Here is a 21,485-nt window from a genome sequence, read left to right on the forward strand (position 1 = left end):
AACAGGCGGATAGGTCCATAGCCCAAACTTAAAAACAATTTCCTTTTTCATTGATTTACTCTTCTCAAACATGCCCCCTGAGTGTATTTATTGTATAGTTCCAGTACTCCCTCCAAGTTCGTCTCCTCTCCTTTCAAATTATAAAAAACATCTATTACCTTGTATGTGATAACTTGATAGAGATGTGGTGACATCAACAAAACGCAAATTTCGTACACTAAGCAAAACGCTACAAAAAACCGGTTCCTTTACGAATGAACCGGTTTTTTGTAGTTTTTATTTATTTGAAAAGTAGTCAAATCTTTTTTCACTAGTTAACACTTTGAACACGGCCAATTTGTCCATCTTGTAATCGAACTTTAATGCCGTATGTATGTGTTTCACTATGTGTCAAAATGTCTTTCACAACACCACTTACAGTTTTGCTATAGTCATTATCTAATTGAATAACTACATGTGAACCAACTGAAATTTGTGATCTTGTTGGTTTCCCACCGGTTGCTTGTGTTGTTTTTTCTTGTTTTTGTGTTCTCTCTTGTTGTATAGACTGTTGTTGCTGAGTCTTCTGCTCTTGTTGTTTACGCTTTTCTTCTTCTACTCTTCGCTGCTCTTCTTGTTTACGCTTCTCTTCTTCTACTCTTTGCTGCTCTTCTTGTTTACACTTCTCTTCTTCTACCCTTTGCTGCTCTTCTTGTTTACGTTTTTCTTCCTCTGCTCTTTGCTGCTCTTCTTGTTTACGCTTCTCTTCTTCTACTCTTTGCTGCTCTTCTTGTTTACGCTTCTCTTCTTCTACCCTTTGCTGCTCTTCTTGTTTACGTTTTTCTTCCTCTGCTACTTTTTTATCTTCATCTATTTTTTGCTCATCCTCTGCTACTTTTAATTTTTCTTCATCACCTTTACAAGCACTTAAAGCAATTACACACAAGCTCATAAGTACACATAATAACAATTTCTTTAACATTAAAAAATCCTCCTATACATACATTACAAATTAATAACTTTCATAGCATAACAAAAATATAAGTCTTTCTTTGTCAAAATTTGTCGTAAATATTTAATTTCTACTAAAAGACTGACACTACAATAAAAGCGGAGATTATTATATCGATTCGTGCACAGGAATTACGTTCGTTTACTAGTCAAGTGAACTTAATTAATAAAATACAAAGAAAAACCTTCATCTTATGTATAAAAGGATCTTTCAATTAAAGATCCTTTTATATCGCTCATTTAACTAAATAAATTGGTTAATTGCATAACGCTCTTCTAACTTTCCTTGCGAAACTTAGCGGATCATCTACGTCTTCGATATTAACGTAAATTAAATTCGGATCATCACATAACCACTCATTGTGTATAGACGAAACGATTATTCCTTGTTTAATAATTGTAGCAACAAATCCATTGACTTCTTTTTGCAATAGCGCTACCCGGCCTAGACATAATGCCCGTCCAGTTTTATTATCTCTTGATTCGAATGAGAAGGAAGTTGTTACTCTAAAACGTTTTCCTAAGATAGTTGCTTGTATTTCATCCCGATTTATTGTAGCCACGCATTTTCCACCGGCGAACCCTTCTTGGCCACCGATAATTCTTGCAAACTGTTGACAAATTAATTCATCATGAAACGCCATACCTTTAATCATCCCCCCTTTTACTGTTAGGTTATGAATGAATACTTAGGTCTGAAACGGTAATGAATCTATTCTATTACAAAAAATATTATCGAAATCTAACGAAGTCTATTATATGGTAAGGCATTTTTAGAGAGCACAAAAAAACACCCTAAGGTGCCATCCTCCGACTTGAGAATCATATCTATGTATGGAGAAATTTAGAAAAGAGAAGGTTCTAACTATAATTTATAAAGCTATTATGCCATGAATTACATACATATTTCCTTATTTACTGGGAGCAGAATCCCGTTATATTACTTTCTGATCAGTCTCGTTAAAGCCATCCCAATAAATCCAGCCCCCATCCCTATTAGCCATCCAGCATGCGTATCGCCTAATATAGATCCCACTCCTCCGCCAAGAAACATGCAGCCAACAAATACTAATCCTCCAATTCCCCAATTCGGCCGTTCCATAATTCAATCACATCCCTTCAATAAAACATATGCTTTTAGCCATCTAAACTTTCTTGCATAGGATGGTTAATTATTTTGCTTAAGTTTAGCACTTTCAGGGAATTCATAAGATGCGAGGATTGAACCATTTGAATGAATTAAAGAAGGAGAATTTCATTTTTTCATATTATAATAACTTAAGAGTTGTGGAACAAATTCTTCTTTAATTAACCAGTTAATAGCAGTATGGATATTTGCCACTATTGAGGACTCATCCCATCGTTATCAAGCTAAGAAAAGCACCTACCCCAAAAAACGAAAATTATATGCATCATTAATTACTGTTAATGAGACGTTATGTTAACCTCACATGAAGACCCTATTCATCCAAATTTACACAAAGTTGTCCTTGCTGATGGTACAATTAAAATCATGGAGGGGTATTATGGGAATTTATTATGTAATAACACTACTTCTTATAAACGGCACTGCAATATTCTTATTTTTCTTGTCTGTTTCACCAAAAATTAAGGCTAAAAACCTATCATCGATAATGGTCTGTTTAGGGATAAATCTAATCATAAGTCCAGCGGCTTTTCTTATAGGCGGGATAGCTGATTATGCAGGAGTGGCGGCTAATTATGGAGCTTATTTTGCGGGTGAGTCGGAAACGGCCCCTCCTCTAGTTAGTCGTGCGCTTTATTTTTTTGGAGGATTTCTCTTCATTCAGGGAATACCATTTCTCATACTACTTGCAGCTTTTTGGAAGTTTGCAAGGGCAAAGAAAATAAAACAAGTATAGCAGGATGAGTGGATGCCTGTTTAGAGTAGGGATCCGCTTTTTTCTCGCTACCAATAATAGGATTTCATGTCATACAATGGAGTTAATATTAGAAAACTGTGAGGATGGTTACGTTGATAAAATTTGTAATTAGTTATGCTGCAAGTCTGTTTGCTTTTATTTTTGGATGGTTCTTGATTTCATATATTTCTCATCCTAGCTTTATCCACCCGAACGTTGTATTAGGATTCATTAAAACAATCGTCACTTATGGTAGTATACCGGCTCTTGTAGCTTGTCTCATTGGGGAAGTGTTATACAGAAAAATCAAACGATGTAGAGAATTTCAATTTGGAATTCCTGTATTTATAGGACAAGCAGTTATCTATACACTTATACCATTTCTTTTTCTTTTTCCTTTTAATTTTTCCCATTTCTTTGATTTCGTTGCACCTGTTATTATGGGGTCCTTATCTTTTTATTTAGTACGTAGAAAAATATAATTAACTTCAAGAGTGTGACAGAAAGAAGCCGGAGTGAGTAAAACCACGCTGTATAACCATACAGCGCTCAAAGAACGCATCAATTCTTGCGAAATAAACAAGAAAAAGCTCTAGGTTTAAACAAAACGAGAACAATCAAAATGACGTCGTTGCTTTTCTTGAAAGAAGAATTGAAAAGATAGAGTAAAAAGTATAGAGGGCTTGAAGAAAAAATAAGTAATTGTGTGAAAAAGGAAATATAAAGCTTACTGATTACTTCATGAAGTAATCAAATTAGGACCGTACATATTAGACATATCTAAAATGCACGGTCCTTTTGTTTACTAGTGGTTCACTTATCTAACTTAAAGATAAGTATGTGGTCTTTTTACAATTTGAATTTCTTTTTAAGCTTCTTATATTTTCTATACGAACGTCTAACAATGTTTAACATAAAATACGGTATTTTAATAGGGAAAGGAAATTTATAAATGAAAGGAAAATAAAATGTAAAATATGCCTTTTCTAGGTCTCTCCACTTACTATCTTCTTTTGTTTTTAAGAAGTCAGATACATCGACTACATACCCTCTTCCGTTTTCCATCATCACATTTTTCCCGTGAACATCACAAGGAGTTAATCCTTGTTCTCTTGCATACTCTAAAGCTTCATTGATATCAAAGATCACCTGCTTAGGAATTTTAATCCCCTTATGAATAGCATCATATAAGGTAATTTCTTTTAAACGTTTCAATACTATGAAATTTTCTCCTTTATATATAAGCTTTGAATAAGAAGGATGATTTCCGATTCTTCGGTATACTTCTGACTCTTTTTCAATTCCTTCTCCTTCTCGTGCGTAAACTTTCACTACCCAATTTTTGTATCCTTTATGCATAAATACTGCGGCATAATTACCTATCCCTAAACACTTCCAAAGTCTAGGAATATCTTTAACTACTACAGGCTCGAATTCATCCTCACTTCTAATGCTTACCTCTTTTAATAATTCGTCCTTTATCAATCTCACAAAATTGTTTATACTCATCATTTCCACTCCGGTTTTGCTAAAAGGGGGCCCACCCCATTGCCATCAACCTAAGCTTTTGAGATACCCCCCATAACGAAATTTTCACCTTTTTACAGTTATTTATGAGAATTCAGCTCATTTTTTCGTTTTGGGGAACAATCAATTTCTTAAGTTGATGGGTATGTGATAATGCTTCCATTTGAACAAATTTTCCTTTTCCATATCGATCACACATCTTTTGTAGAGTAATAGTATCAGCATATCCCAGTTTAAGAGGTTACTTACAAAATATTTAGAATTTTTTTGCGATAATCCTCCGAAATGTAATACGGACTTTAAATACTTTCATTTATAATTCTCTATTTGTCTATACTTTTCATATCGCTGTTGTATAAGCTCTTCCGAGGATGATAGTATCAATTTTTTTAGAGATGATTCGATTACAGATTCAATCATTTTTGCCTGTGATTTTATATCATTTTGTGCTCCACCTTTAATTTCAGGAATGATTTCATCAATAATTCCTAAATGTTTTAAATCTTTTGCTGAAATTTTCATATGTTCAGCAGCTTCTGGAGCATACTTAGCGTCCTTCCATAGGATAGATGCTGCTCCTTCTGGCGAAATTACCGAGTACCATGAATACTCTAACATATGGATATGGTTACCGACACTAATGCCAAGAGCTCCACCACTTGATGCCTCTCCAATTACAATACAAACAATTGGCACTTTAAGTGTAGCCATTTCAAATAGATTTCGAGCTATCGCTTCAGAAATTCCACGTTCTTCAGACCCTTTCCCTGGATAGGCGCCTATTGTATCAATAAATGTAATAATAGGGCGATTAAATTTATCAGCTTGTTTCATAAGTCTTAGCGCTTTTCTATAACCTTCTGGATGTGCCATTCCAAAATTTCTTTCTATACTTTCCTTTGTATTTCTACCTCTTTGATGACCAATAACCGTAACGGACATCCCTTTAAATTTTGCAATACCACCTATCATTGCTTTATCATCACCATATAATCGATCACCATGAAGTTCGAGAAAGTTTGTAAACAATAAAGGTATATAGTCCAATGTCGTGGGCCGGTTACGTAGCCTTGCAATTTGAACTCGTTGAAAAGGTGTAATATTAGAATAAATTTTATCTTGCATTTTATTTAAACGTTTTTCTAATACATGAATTTCTGGCGATAAATCTACATTATTTTCTTTCATAATTTTCTTTAATTCATCAAATTTCTCTTTTAATTCAATAATAGGACGTTCAAAATCCAAACTCATTTTACCCTCCAAATGTTATGATTTACCTCACTCTAATCAAAAGGCTTAGAAATAGAATCAATAAATAATTCAAAACCATCCACAACTATTTTTTGTTCTGATTCTGATAAATTATCGAGAATACTTTGATAAAATGTAATGGATTGCTCTCTTAAGCAATTAACAGTTATGTGACCTTTTTCTGTGAGGTGGAGAAAAAGTTCTCTTCTATTTTTGTAACTACTCAGCTTCTTCAAATAAAAAAACAGGCCAAATACATGTTTCCGATTCGAAAACATGAAAAGAAAATACTCCAATAAGAGAAAGAATCTAGATCAAATAGAGAATTTCTCTTATGAAGTTGTGCGATTCAAAGGAACCGTTCCGGTTTCTATAACCTGGCCTATTGCTCGTAAGACAGATTGTTTTTGTTTTTTCATGGTAGTTATAAAGCTTCGTATCTGACAAAAGGATTCTGCGCCTTTCTTACTTCGAAAAGTCCCAGACACTTTCTGTTTGACTTTCGTCATTCGAATATCCCGTTCCGCTTGATTATTGTCAAATGGAATGTCTGGATGTTCCAAGAATGCTAGAATTCTATCAGCATATTTGACGAAGCGATTCCATAAATTTTGAGCAGGCGTCTGCTTTCCTTTCTTTTTTAATTTTGCAGAAAAGACTGGTTGTTCTTTCAATATGGCTTGATAGACAGTAAACAGATTCTGTTGCTTTGCTTTTGGCAGACTTCCTTTGTATTGTTTTTTCAGCGTTAAAGCTTGCGTGAGAAATTTCTGCATCTGTTGAGCCCATTTTTGCCCCGTACTATCTATAATTCCTTGCAAATCTCGTAAGAGATGGGCATTGCATAATACATGTCGACAATCTGTATACGCATCATACGATTTCCAACCATCATGCATCGCAATTCCAGAAAAAGACGGTAAAATTCCGCCTGCATCCATTGCTTCTTTTCCGCGTTTTTGATGAATATGTTGCAAGGTCACCTCCGGTGTACTAGCGGTATGTAACCATTGTGTTTTATTTTTTACTCGCATACCGGTTTCATCAAAATGGACAACAGAAGACTGAAGGATCTTGTCTTTTACTTCTTGAAGAAAGGGCTGCAATTGAGCCGAAAAACTGTTTGTATGATTGACTAACGTTCCTTCACTAATCGAATGCCCAAAATAATCTTGAAAGAATTCTTTCGTTCGTTTCAAAGAAAGACACTGATAATGCGTTAAATAGGGAATCAGTCTTTTTATATTTGGACCATATTGAACAGGACGAGAGACAGTAGAAGGAAATTGTGATTCTTGGATAGAATGGCAATGTGGGCATTCTTTTTGTGACACTTTATGTTCTGTCACTTCTATCTGGATAGGTGGTAAATCATACACTTGGCGAATGCGGTATCCTTTTACAGGTTCTTGGTGTAAGGAAGTGTTACAACAAGTACAATGTGTAGGAGAATAGGTAATCGTATGGTCCGGAGTCGTTGTCAAATAAAGCGTATGTCCTTTGTGGCCCAACTGGCCACCGGTTTGACGATGAGACGGTTTGCGCAAACTTTTTGTAACGGGCTTACCCAAACCATCTGTAGAAGGTGGATTATGACTATTTTTGGAGTTTTTTTTTGAAGCATTTTCTAGTTCTTGTATACGTTTTTCTAACTTAGAAAATGTTTCTTCAAATAAAGAAATAACAGCTTCAGGTCCTTTTTTATATGCATCTAAAATGATTTTTCGATGGATCATCCTATTCACCTCCCTGTTTGATATACTCAGTATTTACAAATGGGAGGCATATGAAACAAGTAAAATAAAAAAAGACACCAAAAGGTGGCTGAGTAGTTACCTATTTTTTTCATTTACTTCACGATAAATAAGCCCCTTTTTTACTAACTTATCTACCAATCTACTTACAGTTGAAGTCTCTAATCTAAGTTTATTGGATAGTTGCCAAACAGTTAATTTTTCCACCTCTAGTTCCTCTAACGCCATCATTTGAGAAGTTGGTAAAGGTTTTTCAAATGGTCCATTGGGCAAATTTTGAGATTCAAAAACCCCAGTTATTATAATCATTTTCTTAATATCTGTTCTTAGTTTTAAAGCATCTTCTCTTTTCAAAAAGGTCACCCTCCTACAACTAATGTATCATACATCAATTGCATTATACATGAATATGTTTTTTTCACAAGCTTAACGTAAGCCAATATTACAACATGGACGAGATATTTCTTCTTGTTAAAATGGTATAAGTGGATTGTTTTCTAAAAATGGCAGAACATCAATTATGTATCAGGGGCCTTTATGGGGTACCGCTCATCGCAATCAGGCTAAGAAAAGTAAATACCCCCAAAAAAGAAAAAATGAGTTGAATTCTCAAAATAACTAATTGTAGAGAAAGAGAATTTTCATTTAGTGTGTACTTCAAAATAACACCATTTAAAATACCGGTTCTTATTAGAACCGGTATTTTAAATGATATTAAGCTTTAGGATTCATTAATTATAGGATGGCCTGTAGATATAACACATTCCCCTATAGTTAGGTTACTTAGATTTTTTTAATTCTTTGTTTGCTTTATCTATTAACTTAGAAGCAGCCTCTAATCTTTCAACCCCAGCATCAACTTCATTTTCTTTACCCTTATCTAAACCTTCTTGTATGATTGCCACTCCATCTTTTACATGAATCATCGCTACACCTACATTATGTTGTACTGGGTGATCTTTTTCTTTATACTCTAACTTACTTATTTTTTCCACTAACTCTAAATAAGGTTTAGATACTTCTTTTAACTCTTCTGACTTTTTCTTCATTGACTTGCTACTTTTTACAATACCGTCTATTTCCTTAGATTGTTCGGAGAAATCTTTCATTAAATATTCTAGGTTTTTACTGAAGTCTTCTTTTTTATTCTGTTTAACAGAAGCTTCCATTGCTTCATCTTTCTTAACCTTTGTCTCACATCCAACCCCAGTTAACATTAACATTGGAACTACTAAAAAAGATAAAATCTTACGTTTCATTGACATATACCCCTTTGTTTTAAAATGCTTTTTCTATTCTTTCCACTTTTATATTTGTTTCCATTTTATTTGGCACTACAAATATCGTTTATTTTACCTATTTTCCTATTGTTTCAGCAACGTCTTCAATCTCTTTTAAATATATATCGTTCACATCACTTATTCCCTCTAAATACTTGTCAAATGGTTCGTTTAAAGATAATCTCCAAAGAAGTCGTATATCCTGCGAGTGTTAGCGTAAGGACTTGAACAAATTCCCAACCATCCTCAGCATGTTCTATAATAATACGCTTATAATCTTCTTTGGGTTGCCCTTTCCATCCATCAATTTCGACTTTCACAAATTTGTAATCATACATATTCTTCCACCCCTTTTCCCTAATTGTACCATTTAGAAGAAGCGATGTATTGTACTTTTTTAACTGTATACTCTATACATATGGAGTTAACATAACGCATCATTATCAGTAGCAAGGACAAGGAGGAATCTTCCCCTTACAAGGGAACCTCCTTTCTTTGTTCTATCGACCTATGCATTTTTTTATACATTCCTATCCTGGCACGGTTTTAGGGTTCTTTTTTTTGTTGAATCAACAAAAAACTGTATTAAATCTTGCCTCCAAGGGGTCACTATATATGAACGCTACGTATTTGACTTTCTCAATGACCAACATTATTTAACGTGGTAAAATAGTATTCGGATGGGAATCCAATGTTATTAAAATTAAAGTGGTTATCAAGTCGGAGGAAGGCACCTTAGGGTGTCTTTTCTTTTTAAAATATATAAGCGCACCATCCCTTTCATAATAGAGGCCTCCCCCTCATACCTCCTTACAGGGAGAATGATAAGGCTTTTTTTATTTACCCAATTACCGAGCTCTCAAATGTTTTAAATAGTTACAATACATGTATTGCTTCAATAACATATAATCATTCTTAAGAATGTCATTAAAATGTACCAATAGATGTTAGTGCAGCAAAATAAATTGTGTTATGATGTGAGCAAATAGAAAGCTATCTAACGGAGGGATTCATATGCCGCATGTGGTGTTTCGTGGAATTACTACTGAACAATTAAAAAGCATAAGCAAGCCATTAGTAGAAGAGCTCGCAGAGATTTGTGAGTGTGGTACGGATAATTTTACGTTGGAACTACCAAGTTCTACGTTTGTATTCAATGGAGAAGAAATAGAAGCGTTTCCTCTTATTGAAGTGAAATGGTTCGAGCGTGGACAGGAAATTCGTGATCGATTTGCCAAGGCTATTACTACATATGTAATGGATTTTGGACTTCCAGAAGTAGAGGTTGTATTTACGGTTTTCACAGAATCAGCGTATTATATTAATGGGAAGCATTGTGCAAGTTAGAACTATTTGAAAGATTTTTGTAACATTTATAAGGGGTAGAACTACATTGCCATCATGCTAAGAAAAGCGAATATCCAAACACAAAACATGAAAAAACTCCTAACAAATTTCGTTAGGAGTTTTTTCAAATACGCGATATTTTTTTAATCTTCACTATTGATTTCTATTGCACCTGTTCTAGCACTAACTTTTAAACTATTTAACAGATTATCCGGTGTCTTGATTTCCACTTCATATTCAAATGTAGATTGTGCTAAGTTGTCATCTTCTAATTCGAATTCTTTTTTCACATTAATAATTTCTCCCTTTGTATGAGCTAAAGAAATTTCACGAACTTGTTTCTCTGTGTAGTTTTCGTTCTTTTTTGCATAGTTGTAACCCATACCATAATATCCACCAACAATAGCAATACCACTTACTAAAATAGCAATTACACTTATCATTATTTTCTTTTTATGTTTTAACATTTTCATCCACTCCTTAATGATTAATCATCTATTCCAAATCTTGTTTCAAGCGCATTTTCTGCTTGCTCTAATTGATCTTCCAGTATATCGTGTTCTCTTTCTTGCGCTTTATATTGTTCAATAGTTATCGTTCCAGCATGATAATCTGCTTCTAGCTGATTATCAGATAGATCTATTTTGTCATCTAATTGATCAATTTCTTTTTTTGCTGCTAAGTACGTATTTAAGTTTTCTTCCTTTGCTCCAACTGGTTTTGTGTTATTTGCCTTTTCAACGATAGATGTGACTTCGTTTTTGAAATCTTGTATTTGCTTCGTATCATTCGCAGCAGCTTGTGTTTTGATTGATTCTTTTTGTAGTTGAGCACTTTCTTTTTGCAATGTATCATTTTCCACTTTCAGTTGTTGTACTTCTGTATTGTTATCAGCTTGAGTAGAACAAGCTGTTAACAATAAACAAGAGAATGCTCCAATCAACATCCACTTTCTCATTCTGTTTCCTCCCTTTACATGTGCACCTTATCCTTGCCTTTATATTACTGAACAAACATTAAAGGAAGATTAATGTACAAAAAAATAAAATGATATAATTAAATAGTTTCTAATCTTTCTTTAATGTTTTTGAATTATAGTGATACATATTAATAAGAAGAAAAGGAGAATGGTAATGCGAGTTCTTATTGTGGAAGATGAACAAGACTTACAAAATATATTGGTAAAACGATTAAATGCTGAACATTATAGTGTCGATGCATGTGGGAATGGAGAAGATGCTTTGGATTATATAAACATGGCTACCTACGATTTGATTGTACTTGACATTATGATTCCCGGAATAGATGGCTTACAAGTATTACAAAGATTACGCGCGGACAATCATACAACTCCTGTCTTGCTTCTTACAGCTAAAGATACAATTGATGATCGCGTAACAGAACTCGACTTAGGTGCGGACGATTATTTAGTAAAGCCGTTTGCTTTTGACGAACTGTTAGCAAGAATTCGAGTGTTAATGCGAAGAAAATCAGGAAACGCATCTAATGTGTTTGAAATCGCTGACCTAGTGGTAGATTGTAATATGCATAAAGTAACAAGAGGAGATCAGGTTATCACTCTTTCCAGTAAAGAATTTGCTATTTTAGAATATATGATTCGTAATAAAGAAGTTGTGTTAACACGAGATAAAATTGAGCAACATGTGTGGAATTACGACTATGCAGGTGGCTCGAATATTATTGATGTTTACGTCCGCTATCTTCGTAAAAAAATTGATAGCCAGTTTGAAACGAAGTTAATTCATACAGTACGAGGAACTGGTTACGTATTGCGAGTAGAATCATGAAAAGACTATCAATCAAAATGAGAGTAACCCTGTGGTATACGGGGCTTATTGTAATGATTATGGCACTCGTGTTAGCTTTTATTTTAACTTCTTCAGATAAAGTTTTGCTTTTTAATATGAAAGATCAATTGAAGAGCACAGTAAAAGAAAGCATGGAAGATATCGAGTATAAGCATGGACAATTAAAGATGGACGATGATTTTGAAACCTTTGAAGATGGAGTAAATATCATCATTTATAATAAACAAGGTGAGCTGCTGGCAGGTAATAGTCCAACAAGCTTTAATAAAAAGATTTCGCTTAAATCCGATGAAATACAAACTATTACAGACGGTCATAAAGAATGGATAGTATATGATTTTCTCCATAATGCAGGCGGCGGTGAGCAAGTCTGGGTGCGTGGAATAATGACCATGAACCAATTATCATCGACGATGAATACGCTTATCGTGATAACACTCATCTCATTTCCATTACTTATTCTCATTGCGGCAGTGGGAGGATATTTTATTACGCAAAGAGCGTTTCGACCTGTGCAACAAATGAGTGATTCAGCTAGTAAAATTGGTGATGGTAACGACCTTTCGAAAAGAATTAATTTAAAAGGTTCACCGAAAGACGAAATGTATCATTTAGCACAAGCCTTTGACAAAATGTTTGAGCGATTGGAAACATCATTTGAAAGTGAAAAACAATTTACATCTGACGCATCTCATGAATTAAGAACACCAACATCTGTTATTATTTCGCAATGCGAATACGCTTTATTGCAGAGGAATAATCCGAAAGAAATGGAAGAATCGTTAGAAGTGATTTTAAAGCAATCACGTAAAATGTCCGCGCTACTCTCACAACTCTTATTATTAGCAAGAGCTGATCAAGGTAAGCATAATACGTTCCAATTTGAATGTATCAATATGAGTGAATTAACGGAAATCGTTGTAGAAGAGCTTTCATTAATGGTTCAAGAAGCTTCGATTGATATAACAACTCATATAGCGGAAGACCTGTTTATGAAAGCAGATCAAACATTGATGATGCGTTTATTAATGAATTTACTAACGAATGCGATTGCTTATAGTAAAGCGAACGGAACTGTACATGTGCAATTGTTCGGCGATGAAACCAACATAATAGGTAAAGTCTCCGATAATGGCATAGGCATCAGCGAGCAACATATTACAAAAATATGGGACCGCTTCTATCGAGTTGACGCAGCAAGAACATCTTCAAGCACCGGAAACACAGGTTTAGGATTATCGATGGTAAAATGGATTGTCGAACTACACGGAGGAGAAATTACGGTTGAAAGTGAACTAGGAGAAGGAAGTACTTTTACATTTAAACTACCAATTGAAAAACGAGAATAATTTATGAGTGTCCCTAGCTTCAGAATAAAGATTGATTCAAAAGCTCTCTTCAATCCTTATATAAAAGTAACCGATGCATTTTAATCAGCATCGATTTTATCATTTTTGACAACCTGTTCTGTTCAGTTGATATGCATATGGAAAAATATCGAAATAAAACCCCAGAAATCCAAAGGTCTCTGGGGTTTTATTATATATTTAGCTCTTTTTGCTTTTTGTTTTGTTTATGTCTATGCAGCAATTTTCGGCTTATGAGAGAAATCAGTAATAAAATCAGTATTAGTACGAAAAGTTGCATAAATGATAAATCAAAATATTTAGCACCTGTAACGATTAACAGTGTAGAAATCGTACCTTTTATAATGAAAAAAATAATAATCCATAATCCGCCTTTTTTCCAGTTCATTTTTATATTACCCTTTCCTACTTTTAAATTCTTAAATGGGACACCTTATTAGAAATCTATTATATTAATAAAAAAATCATGTCTAATTAAATGCAACGATTCTATATTAAGTGAAAATGATATTCAATGTCAATTTTATTGACTATTTGAATACTTGTTTCTTCATCTCAATCACTTTCTACTTTGGTTCTTAGAAGCAATGAACTCTTGTTTTCAAACAAAAACACCTCCATTGAAATTGCACACTTAGTATGCAATTTCACGAGGTGTATTTTCATGTACCATCAGGTAAGATTTCCTGCTTTATTTATTTCTTGATACGCAGCTATTTTCTAGTACACAATAACTGGATCATATGTGTTCAAACTATCATACACAGTTTTTGCAACGTTAGGAAGAAGGTTTACACACCCGCCTGATCCTCCTGTTAAATAAGCATTATTTCCCCAGTCTTTTCGCCAGCCTGCATCATGGAATCCTTGACCGCTATTTGTGAATGGAACCCAGTAATCTACTTTAACTGCATAATCAGCTTTACCTACTGCGCTTCCTTTAAGCGTGTATGGTGTTCGTTTATATAGAACGTACCACACACCTGGTGATGTATCTTCACTCGTGCTATGTTTACCAGTTACTACATTTGTTGTGACAACTAATTTCCCATCTTTATAAATCCAAATTTGTTGATTTGCAATGGAAACTTCTGCATATGTGTCTCCGATGCCATTATTCGATGTTGTTTTATAGCCGATTCCTTCCTTCTCCCAACCATTCCCGTGAATATTAGAAGCAGAAAGCGATTTTTCGCCTTTCTCAAAGGCTTCTTGAACTTGTTTTGTTTCTTTTTCCACATCTAGTGCCCAGCCGTATCCTTGTCCTTTTACTGATATAACCGAACCAGAATGTGTTTTAAAAGCGAAGTCTTTATGTAATGTAGATTTAGCCTTATTAATTTCAGCAACCTTATTCTTAATGTCGCTCGCATCGATTGTTACTTTCATATCCTTTGACATAGTAGCATTTTGAATTAAATCTTTCGCTTTTAATGAATACACTTCATCCTGCACTTTATAATCAACAGACTGCGTAAGAAGATTTTGTAATGCTTCCTCTTCTTTTTTAATAATCGGATTGTCTTCTTTAATAGGCTGTATGTATGCAGACTTTAGATGAATTTCGCTTTTATGCTTCTGCTTGTCGTAATCTTTTAATAGATTCGTAACGTCATACTGTTTTCCATCAACGCTCTTCGCAATAACAACTTTTCCTTGTTCGAGCTTAGCCATAGCATCTTGAGGTGCTTTTAATTTTTCATTTATAGAGACAAGCTTTTCTTCTACAAGTTTTTTCATCGTTTCACTACGATACTGATCCGCTTCTTTCGGTAGCAATGAATAATCTTTTTCCTTTGTGGAAGGGAAAAATGTCCACTGACTTTTTAATAGTTTCTTAACTTGTGGCAAGTCTTTTTCCGTCAGTTCCGTTTTTGTATCTTGTTCATCTAAAATTTGTTGTTGATCAATATAGACTTTGTTTGCTAGTCCAGATGTTTTTAATTCCTGTATTGCCTGATCAGCGCTCAAACCACCGACTTTTGTATCGTTAATCGTAACATTCGAATTGAAGTGAGTTGCTTGATAATAGCTCATTCCTCCAATAAGAAGTGCAATGAAACCGCCACCCGCTGCGATTAGCTTCCAATTTGTAAAACGTTTTTTTGATCTTACCCGTTTTTTCTCAACTTCTTCAACAGATTCATTTACTATATTGTTATTCATCAATCTTTCCCCCGTATACATAAACGTCAATTGATTTAAACCAAAACCATTGATTAGTGTACCTTATTTTTCCTGAAATTTCATTATTTTTAACCAAGTTTTATTCCATTTAATCGATTAAAGTTAGATTTTTTAATAGAAAGATATATAAAGATGGTAGATAAAGTGAAAAAGACCACACCAATCGAGTTATTATGAGCCCTCACATTCACTGAATTTTGAAGGGCGATACTCTCTATAAACATTTTAACCTAGTAAAATAATTTTTAGAAGGTTAAAGTTAGAGGCAGGCACATTAGAATGTCTTTTATTTATGAAAAATATCCACAAAAAAAGGACTACATGTAGACTCTTTTTTGTGAATATTTTAATGTCGCATTTTTTATAAATTCAAATGCAAACTATTCTTCCCGCTTTTCACCAGATTTCACAACCTCTACTATCAGCCTAACGAATTTCACCTTATGACCTTTATCATCAACAATTTCAAGTTTCTTAAAACTATTAAATATGTTTGTACCACGCTTTGTTGATACGTTTAATCTTTACAGATGTTGAAGTTTTAGACTCATTCTTTGGTGTAATCCTATTATTAGAACATCCTGCAATGGTGAGACAGCATGTAGCCAATAAAACTAATAATATTAACTTCTTCAAATAGCCACTCCTATATAAGGAAAATATTATATCGAGAAAATTAAACATAACATCGAATCTTTGTAAAAACAATATATTTCCTAGTATTATTATTCAATAGCGGATTAATGGAAACCTTAAGGTTCATTAATCTGCTTATAAGCGGAGAACCTCATGCTCATCAGGTCAATGTCCAATTTTCATTTTATCCGATTCTCAATATTTATTCCAATATAAAAAGATAGCTATTTTTGTTGAATACTAATTATCTCCAAAATGAAAAATACGAGCTGAGTTCCTATAACCCTATATACTTTTATTCAACTAGTTTCTCCCCTGTAACAACCTGAAACAAAGTGGCTGCATGTTTCCCTTCTAATTGAGCGTACCGATTATCCCCCGCCTTGATTTCTATTTTATCCTTATTAGGGCTTACCCAAATTTGATACAACACAGCTTTCGCCTCTATTTTCGGATTTTTAAATTGAAAAATAAAGTGATAATCAGCTAGACGAGACATTTCCACTTTTTTATCTTCAAAAGTAGTATCATTTAATATTTTCTTTACTTGCAACACTTCGTTATTATCTTTCACTACCTTAAGATCTTTATATTCATTATCACCAATATGTTTTTGCACTTGGATTCTTTGATCTTCATTTCCTACTATATTTGAACAACCGGTTATTATGAGTATACAGATTGCAATAAAGACTAGAGACCAATTTCTAATTTTCATATTAATACCCTCTTTTCAATACAAAATATTTTAATTTGTAAAATAAAGGTAATTAATTTAAACTTAAAAATATAAATAATAATGAGAAAGGAGTATCGTTCCATGCAGTTACAAACATACACTTGGAAAAGTTATACGTTTCTCATTATAAGTATATTCGTTACTATTAATCTCTTTCTCTTCTCACCTATTTTAGACAGAGTTGGAGTAGAATATGTCGTGCCTTTCGCCTATTTCATATTAGCTTCCGCTGTTATAGCAATAATATTAGCGGTTATCTCTTTTTGTAGCCGAGCTGAGAAGAAAATTTTAGCCATTATCGGTTTATGTTTTACTCTATTTAACACAGCGATTATTTTATTTTTCCTTTGGTTTGGTTACCATTTCACTTAATTGAAATATAAATAAACTCCATAAGCCACAAATAAAATTAGTAACATAGAAATGCTAAGTACCGTATATATGGTCCATTTTACATTTGAACTCATATACTCCATCCTCTCACTCCCATTAATTCCAGTATATAACAAAAAGCATTGGATACCCAATGCTTTTTTACACTTACGCAAATAAAGATGTATTCGCATATAACGCTGGTGAACCACCTGAATGTACGAATAAAATGTTGTCTTCTTTATTAAATGTACCTTTTTTAATTAAGTCGATTAATCCCGCTACCGCTTTACCTGTATACACTGGATCGAGTAAAATACCTTCTGTTTTCGCAAGTAATTGAACTGCTTCCACCATTTCTGGCGTTGGTAACGCGTAACCCGGTCCTACATATTCATCAAAGCATGTAACAGCTTCGCGCGGGATAAAGTTCGGAATACCAACGTGAGCTGACGTTTCCTCTACAAGTTTTGCTACTTTCTCTTCTTGTTCTGCTTTTCCTCTACTTACGTTGATTCCGATTACAGGAATGTGACTTTGTGTTCCAGCAAAACCAGTAATTAAACCAGCGTGCATACCAGCACTACCACTTACACAAACAACTGTACTGAAATCAATTCCTTGGTCAAATGATTGTGCCATAATTTCTTGCGCACAAGCAACGTATCCCATTGCACCAGTAGGATTTGATCCACCAACTGGTATGACATATGGTGTATTACCTTTTTCACTTACTTCTTTCGCTACTTTATGCATCTCTTCCATAAGATCTGCTCCGTTTGGTACAACAATTACATTTTCAGCACCTAGTAAATGATATAAGAAATAGTTTCCGTTAAAGTCTGGCTTCTCTTCTGGCTCAAGCCCTTCTTCTAATACAAGAATACATTTCATTTTTTCTTTTACCGCAGCTGCAAGTGTTAGCCGGCAATGATTTGACTGAATACTACCAGCTGTAATTAACGTATCTGCACCTTTTGCCTGTGCATCCGCAACTAGAAACTCTAACTTTCTCGTCTTATTACCACCAGCTGTTAAACCAAGTAAATCATCTCGTTTAAAATAAATAGTCGGCCCACCAAGTGCTTCAGAAAAATTGTTTAATTTTTCAATTGGAGTATATGACTCTGTATATTTTTTTCTCGGGAATTTAGCTAAATTCATTAATAACGCTCCTTTTGTACTTCTTTCACAATGTATGTAACGATACTATTATTACATGTAAAAATGATGAAGTCATCTTTCTGGTGGAAAAATGTATTGGAATTCGTTTTTTGTGAATGGAATTGTATTAATAATTTTAACTTCAATACGGTACGTGAAATTACATTAATGATTTTAACCTAATTACGGTACATGAAATTTATATCGACGATTTTTCAAATATATCGTTCATAACTTGAAATATATCAGCGATTTTTTCAATATATCGACGATTCGACATGAGATATCGACTTGCCGACAAAAAGTGACAAAACAAAAAGAGCCCACTCATTCAAAAGTAGGCCCTTACTAATCACTTATTTGCCGAAAATCGAAGAAGCTGTGTTAATCCTGGCTCTAAATTCATTTCGCCTTTATGACGTACGTGTACAATTTTGTCCCCATCAAATTTTGGTGGGTTTCCTGGATTATACGTATTCCACTCACTCGTTCCCTCTACAGAGTACTCCATATACTCCGTTGCACCGACGATTACATTTTTACTATCATCAGCGGTTACATTTGGTGCCATTTGTGCAACTTTTGCATTACTAATTAATAATTTTTTTATCTCCTTATCACGTTTGTAATCATAGGCTGTCAACATCACATCGCTACCATATGCTTTCACTTGTAACCCTTGTTTAAATGAATAGCCATCAGGAGCAGTCTTCTCTCCGCCATTTGGTCCAGCCGACATCCATCCAGTTTCAATACCGCCCGTATTTACAACTGTAAATCCTTTTTCATCTCCGCCTGCAATTTTCTTTTTTCCAGCCCAGTCCGGTAAGTTTAAATCCCAATGCGTATGACTCGTGAAGAAAACAACTTGCGGGTAATCTTTTAATATATCGTACAATTTATCCACGTTTAAATAGTCATTTAAATACGGTGATTGTCTTGATCCAGATACTGTATCCGGTAAAACGTGATGAGAGAAAATGAAAATGGGCTTATTTTTATCTTTTTGGCTATATTCTTCTAAATTTTGTTTTAACCAACCTAATTGCTCATCACTCATAAATACTTCATCCCACATTTTTGAATCGTGGTATTTCATATATTTTTCAGTTCCTAAAAATAAAAGCGGATAACCGTCTAATTCTTTTTTATGATATACCTTTTCTTGCCCGCTAAATTGTAAGTAGCGGTTAAATAGCGTTTCTTCCGTTACACCATTTGGCCATGTACTTTGAGAGAGCTTCCCATCAGCTGTCCATTTACCAGCGTAAAACTCATGATTCCCAACAGTTGACCATACATTCTCTGGATGCTTATTTTTGTTTAGCACACGCTTTACATCATCATATTGTGACTGCTGTCCAGTTGGCGTTATATCCCCATTCATAATAAGCGCTCTAGAAAGTGGTGTCACTTTGTCCATATCTTTTAATACGTGATCAAAATCCCCTAAATCCCCTTGAATGTCACTAATAACATTAAAAGTTGTAGCTGATTTTCGGGTTTGCTCTTTCCCTTCCGCATGTGCTGAAAATGTCGGTAATAATGCCGCCATAACAGCTAATGAAGCAACTGCCTTTTTCATACAAATTCTCCCCCTAATAATTGAATGTATAAACTGACATGTTCTGCTTTCTCTTAGTTGCTTGTCCAATTCACATTATAGGGAGGGATTGTAAAGGTTGATTGGGTAAAAAATTAAGAGTTTTTTAAGGGGTTTTGTCTTTTTTACACGTCTTATATAACAATTCGTACTAATTTTTCTATTAACCTATTAATGTTAACTGAATGTAAAATTATGCGAAAAATCACTTAATTCAATGCGTTGTATTTTAATTTGCTTTACATCATTGTAACAAGAAGAATAAGATGGCCTAAACGGTCACTTATAGGTAAAGTGACAATCGTTTCAATAAAGCACTTTACCCCTTCAAATTTTCTTCATTTAATCCGAACAACTCTTGTAAAATAAACCGTCCATCTTTTCTTATCAGTACATCATCAAACCAAATTTCACCGCCGCCATACTCTGGCCTTTGAATGTTTACTAAATCCCAATGTATCGCTGATTTATTCCCGTTGTCTGCACCTTGTAGCGAATCTCCAATTGCTATATGATAACTACCGTTTATTTTTTCATCAAATAACGTATTATTCATCGGGTGTAATATATAGGGATTAAACGCCAGTGCAAATTCTCCAATATATCTTGCTCCCTCATCCGTATCAAGAATTCGATTTATTCGTTCTGTATCATTTGCATATGCCTCTATTATTTTCCCATGCTTCATATGTAACTTTATATTTCGAAATGCATAACCTTGTTGAACAGATACTGTGTTACATGTTATTACTCCATTTACAGAATCTTTGACAGGTGCTGTATATATTTCGCCATCCGGAATATTATCCGTGCCATCCCCCTTTAAAACGCCTATTCCTTCAATGGAAAACTCCAAATCCGTTCCTTCTCCAATAATCCTCACTCGTTTTGTCTTTTCCATTAATTCTTTTAATGGCTCCATTGCTTTGGACATTTTATTATAATCTAGCGTACATACATCAAAATAAAATTTTTCATAAGCCTCAGTACTCATATTCGCTTCTTGTGCAGATGCTGCATTCGGAATTCGCGTTGTCACCCATCTCGTTTTATACACTGCTTCACTATGCGTTTTTCCAAATACCTTTTGATATAATTTCATTTTTTCTGCTGGTACATCTGCTAATTCATATGCATTTCTAGGGCTTCGGAGATTAATATACACTTGCATCTTACTTAATCGGTAACACTCCCCATCTGCTAACAACTTAAATTGTTCTTCAGATCCTGACAAAATTAATTGCCTCGTTACAGACACATCGCGCATTGATACATGCGCATATCCACCTGCTTTTTCTACGGACTTAATAATTTCACGAACGACTGCGGGATCTATTTCTGTAACACTTTGGATCAACACTTGATCACCAGGCTGTACTTTCGTAGAATGATTGACTAGTATATCTGCTAATTTCGATAATCTCTGCTTCACTACACCTCTCACCCTTTCATTTCCGTTTCAAAAACTGAAAAAAGAGAACTACTCTTCAAGCACTTCTCTCTTTCATCCAAACGATAAATATAAAATAAATTATTAAAAATATACTATATAA

The 21,485-nt window shown here is 34.2% G+C and carries 22 protein-coding genes and 2 pseudogenes; 6 read left to right on the forward strand and 18 right to left on the reverse strand.

What is annotated here, in order from left to right:
• Positions 1-310 precede the first annotated feature (310 nt).
• The 3 genes from QCI41_RS06050 to QCI41_RS06060 all read right to left on the reverse strand — a co-directional run bounded on the left by QCI41_RS06050 (position 311) and on the right by QCI41_RS06060 (position 2,092).
• Positions 311-961: a YwbE family protein gene (locus tag QCI41_RS06050; RefSeq protein ID WP_353837956.1), complete on the reverse strand. Its 651-nt coding sequence runs from the start codon at positions 959-961 to the stop codon at positions 311-313.
• Between the two features lie 286 nt (positions 962-1,247).
• Positions 1,248-1,646, reverse strand: coding sequence for a DUF1259 domain-containing protein (locus QCI41_RS06055; RefSeq protein ID WP_353837955.1), 399 nt, complete (start codon positions 1,644-1,646; stop codon positions 1,248-1,250).
• A gap of 284 nt (positions 1,647-1,930) precedes the next feature.
• Positions 1,931-2,092, reverse strand: a complete 162-nt coding sequence (locus QCI41_RS06060; RefSeq protein WP_000441003.1) for a hypothetical protein — start codon at positions 2,090-2,092, stop codon at positions 1,931-1,933.
• 424 nt (positions 2,093-2,516) lie between these two features.
• On the opposite strand from QCI41_RS06060, the gene QCI41_RS06065 reads away from it, so the two are divergent.
• A complete protein-coding gene (locus QCI41_RS06065) occupies positions 2,517-2,873 on the forward strand; it encodes a hypothetical protein (RefSeq protein ID WP_353837954.1) in 357 nt (118 codons plus the stop codon).
• Positions 2,874-2,977: 104 nt separating this feature from the next.
• Entirely contained in the window at positions 2,978-3,355 is a 378-nt protein-coding gene (locus tag QCI41_RS06070; protein WP_353837953.1) for a hypothetical protein, read from the forward strand.
• A 367-nt stretch (positions 3,356-3,722) separates the two neighbouring features.
• Here QCI41_RS06070 and QCI41_RS06075 read toward each other — a convergent pair whose 3' ends face one another.
• The 7 genes and pseudogenes from QCI41_RS06075 to QCI41_RS06105 all read right to left on the reverse strand — a co-directional run bounded on the left by QCI41_RS06075 (position 3,723) and on the right by QCI41_RS06105 (position 9,026).
• Positions 3,723-4,382: a protein kinase family protein gene (locus QCI41_RS06075; RefSeq protein WP_353837952.1), complete on the reverse strand. Its 660-nt coding sequence runs from the start codon at positions 4,380-4,382 to the stop codon at positions 3,723-3,725.
• Between the two features lie 327 nt (positions 4,383-4,709).
• Positions 4,710-5,654: an acetyl-CoA carboxylase carboxyltransferase subunit alpha gene (locus tag QCI41_RS06080; RefSeq protein WP_353837951.1), complete on the reverse strand. Its 945-nt coding sequence runs from the start codon at positions 5,652-5,654 to the stop codon at positions 4,710-4,712.
• Positions 5,655-5,686: 32 nt separating this feature from the next.
• Positions 5,687-5,869 (reverse strand): annotated as a pseudogene (locus QCI41_RS06085) (MarR family winged helix-turn-helix transcriptional regulator); the annotation flags it as partial.
• A 117-nt stretch (positions 5,870-5,986) separates the two neighbouring features.
• Positions 5,987-7,390: an IS66 family transposase gene (gene tnpC, locus QCI41_RS06090; RefSeq protein ID WP_353836579.1), complete on the reverse strand. Its 1,404-nt coding sequence runs from the start codon at positions 7,388-7,390 to the stop codon at positions 5,987-5,989.
• A 99-nt stretch (positions 7,391-7,489) separates the two neighbouring features.
• A pseudogene (locus QCI41_RS06095) lies at positions 7,490-7,762 on the reverse strand (MarR family winged helix-turn-helix transcriptional regulator); the annotation flags it as partial.
• A 425-nt stretch (positions 7,763-8,187) separates the two neighbouring features.
• A complete protein-coding gene (locus QCI41_RS06100; protein WP_353837950.1) occupies positions 8,188-8,673 on the reverse strand; it encodes a hypothetical protein in 486 nt (161 codons plus the stop codon).
• Between the two features lie 173 nt (positions 8,674-8,846).
• Positions 8,847-9,026, reverse strand: coding sequence for a DUF4177 domain-containing protein (locus QCI41_RS06105; RefSeq protein ID WP_088080346.1), 180 nt, complete (start codon positions 9,024-9,026; stop codon positions 8,847-8,849).
• A gap of 676 nt (positions 9,027-9,702) precedes the next feature.
• Here QCI41_RS06105 and QCI41_RS06110 point away from each other — a divergent pair.
• Positions 9,703-10,035, forward strand: coding sequence for a DUF1904 family protein (locus QCI41_RS06110; RefSeq protein WP_001120973.1), 333 nt, complete (start codon positions 9,703-9,705; stop codon positions 10,033-10,035).
• Positions 10,036-10,178: 143 nt separating this feature from the next.
• Here the strand turns inward: QCI41_RS06110 and QCI41_RS06115 are convergent, their stop codons facing one another.
• Positions 10,179-10,502, reverse strand: coding sequence for a PepSY domain-containing protein (locus tag QCI41_RS06115; RefSeq protein WP_353837949.1), 324 nt, complete (start codon positions 10,500-10,502; stop codon positions 10,179-10,181).
• Positions 10,503-10,522: 20 nt separating this feature from the next.
• Complete coding sequence (locus QCI41_RS06120) at positions 10,523-10,993, reverse strand: putative periplasmic lipoprotein (RefSeq protein ID WP_353837948.1); 471 nt, start codon at positions 10,991-10,993, stop codon at positions 10,523-10,525.
• A gap of 175 nt (positions 10,994-11,168) precedes the next feature.
• Between QCI41_RS06120 and QCI41_RS06125 the strand changes: the two genes are divergently transcribed.
• Both QCI41_RS06125 and QCI41_RS06130 read left to right on the forward strand, forming a co-directional pair.
• Positions 11,169-11,843 (forward strand): response regulator transcription factor, encoded by a 675-nt coding sequence (locus QCI41_RS06125; RefSeq protein ID WP_353837947.1) that lies wholly within the window; start codon positions 11,169-11,171, stop codon positions 11,841-11,843.
• Entirely contained in the window at positions 11,840-13,213 is a 1,374-nt protein-coding gene (locus QCI41_RS06130) for a sensor histidine kinase (protein WP_353837946.1), read from the forward strand. Before QCI41_RS06125 ends, QCI41_RS06130 begins: the two co-directional genes overlap by 4 nt.
• Positions 13,214-13,403: 190 nt before the next feature.
• On the opposite strand, the gene QCI41_RS06135 is transcribed toward QCI41_RS06130, so the two are convergent.
• The 3 genes from QCI41_RS06135 to QCI41_RS06145 all read right to left on the reverse strand — a co-directional run bounded on the left by QCI41_RS06135 (position 13,404) and on the right by QCI41_RS06145 (position 16,772).
• Positions 13,404-13,619, reverse strand: a complete 216-nt coding sequence (locus QCI41_RS06135; RefSeq protein ID WP_353837945.1) for a hypothetical protein — start codon at positions 13,617-13,619, stop codon at positions 13,404-13,406.
• 332 nt (positions 13,620-13,951) lie between these two features.
• On the reverse strand, positions 13,952-15,397 hold the full coding sequence (locus tag QCI41_RS06140; protein WP_353837944.1) for a L,D-transpeptidase family protein: 1,446 nt from the start codon (positions 15,395-15,397) through the stop codon (positions 13,952-13,954).
• Between the two features lie 952 nt (positions 15,398-16,349).
• Positions 16,350-16,772, reverse strand: coding sequence for a hypothetical protein (locus QCI41_RS06145; protein WP_353837943.1), 423 nt, complete (start codon positions 16,770-16,772; stop codon positions 16,350-16,352).
• Between the two features lie 102 nt (positions 16,773-16,874).
• On the opposite strand from QCI41_RS06145, the gene QCI41_RS06150 reads away from it, so the two are divergent.
• Complete coding sequence (locus QCI41_RS06150) at positions 16,875-17,165, forward strand: hypothetical protein (RefSeq protein ID WP_353837942.1); 291 nt, start codon at positions 16,875-16,877, stop codon at positions 17,163-17,165.
• A gap of 168 nt (positions 17,166-17,333) precedes the next feature.
• Here the strand turns inward: QCI41_RS06150 and cuyA are convergent, their stop codons facing one another.
• The 3 genes from cuyA to QCI41_RS06165 form a co-directional block, all read right to left on the reverse strand.
• On the reverse strand, positions 17,334-18,329 hold the full coding sequence (gene cuyA / locus QCI41_RS06155) for a D-cysteate sulfo-lyase (protein WP_353837941.1): 996 nt from the start codon (positions 18,327-18,329) through the stop codon (positions 17,334-17,336).
• Between the two features lie 352 nt (positions 18,330-18,681).
• Positions 18,682-19,914, reverse strand: coding sequence for a DUF4073 domain-containing protein (locus QCI41_RS06160; protein ID WP_353837940.1), 1,233 nt, complete (start codon positions 19,912-19,914; stop codon positions 18,682-18,684).
• 337 nt (positions 19,915-20,251) lie between these two features.
• A complete protein-coding gene (locus QCI41_RS06165; RefSeq protein WP_353837939.1) occupies positions 20,252-21,364 on the reverse strand; it encodes an aminopeptidase in 1,113 nt (370 codons plus the stop codon).
• Between the last annotated feature and the right edge of the window lie 121 nt (positions 21,365-21,485).

This window comes from Bacillus cereus group sp. MG4, assembly GCF_040460055.1.
GTDB lineage: Bacteria > Bacillota > Bacilli > Bacillales > Bacillaceae_G > Bacillus_A > Bacillus_A wiedmannii.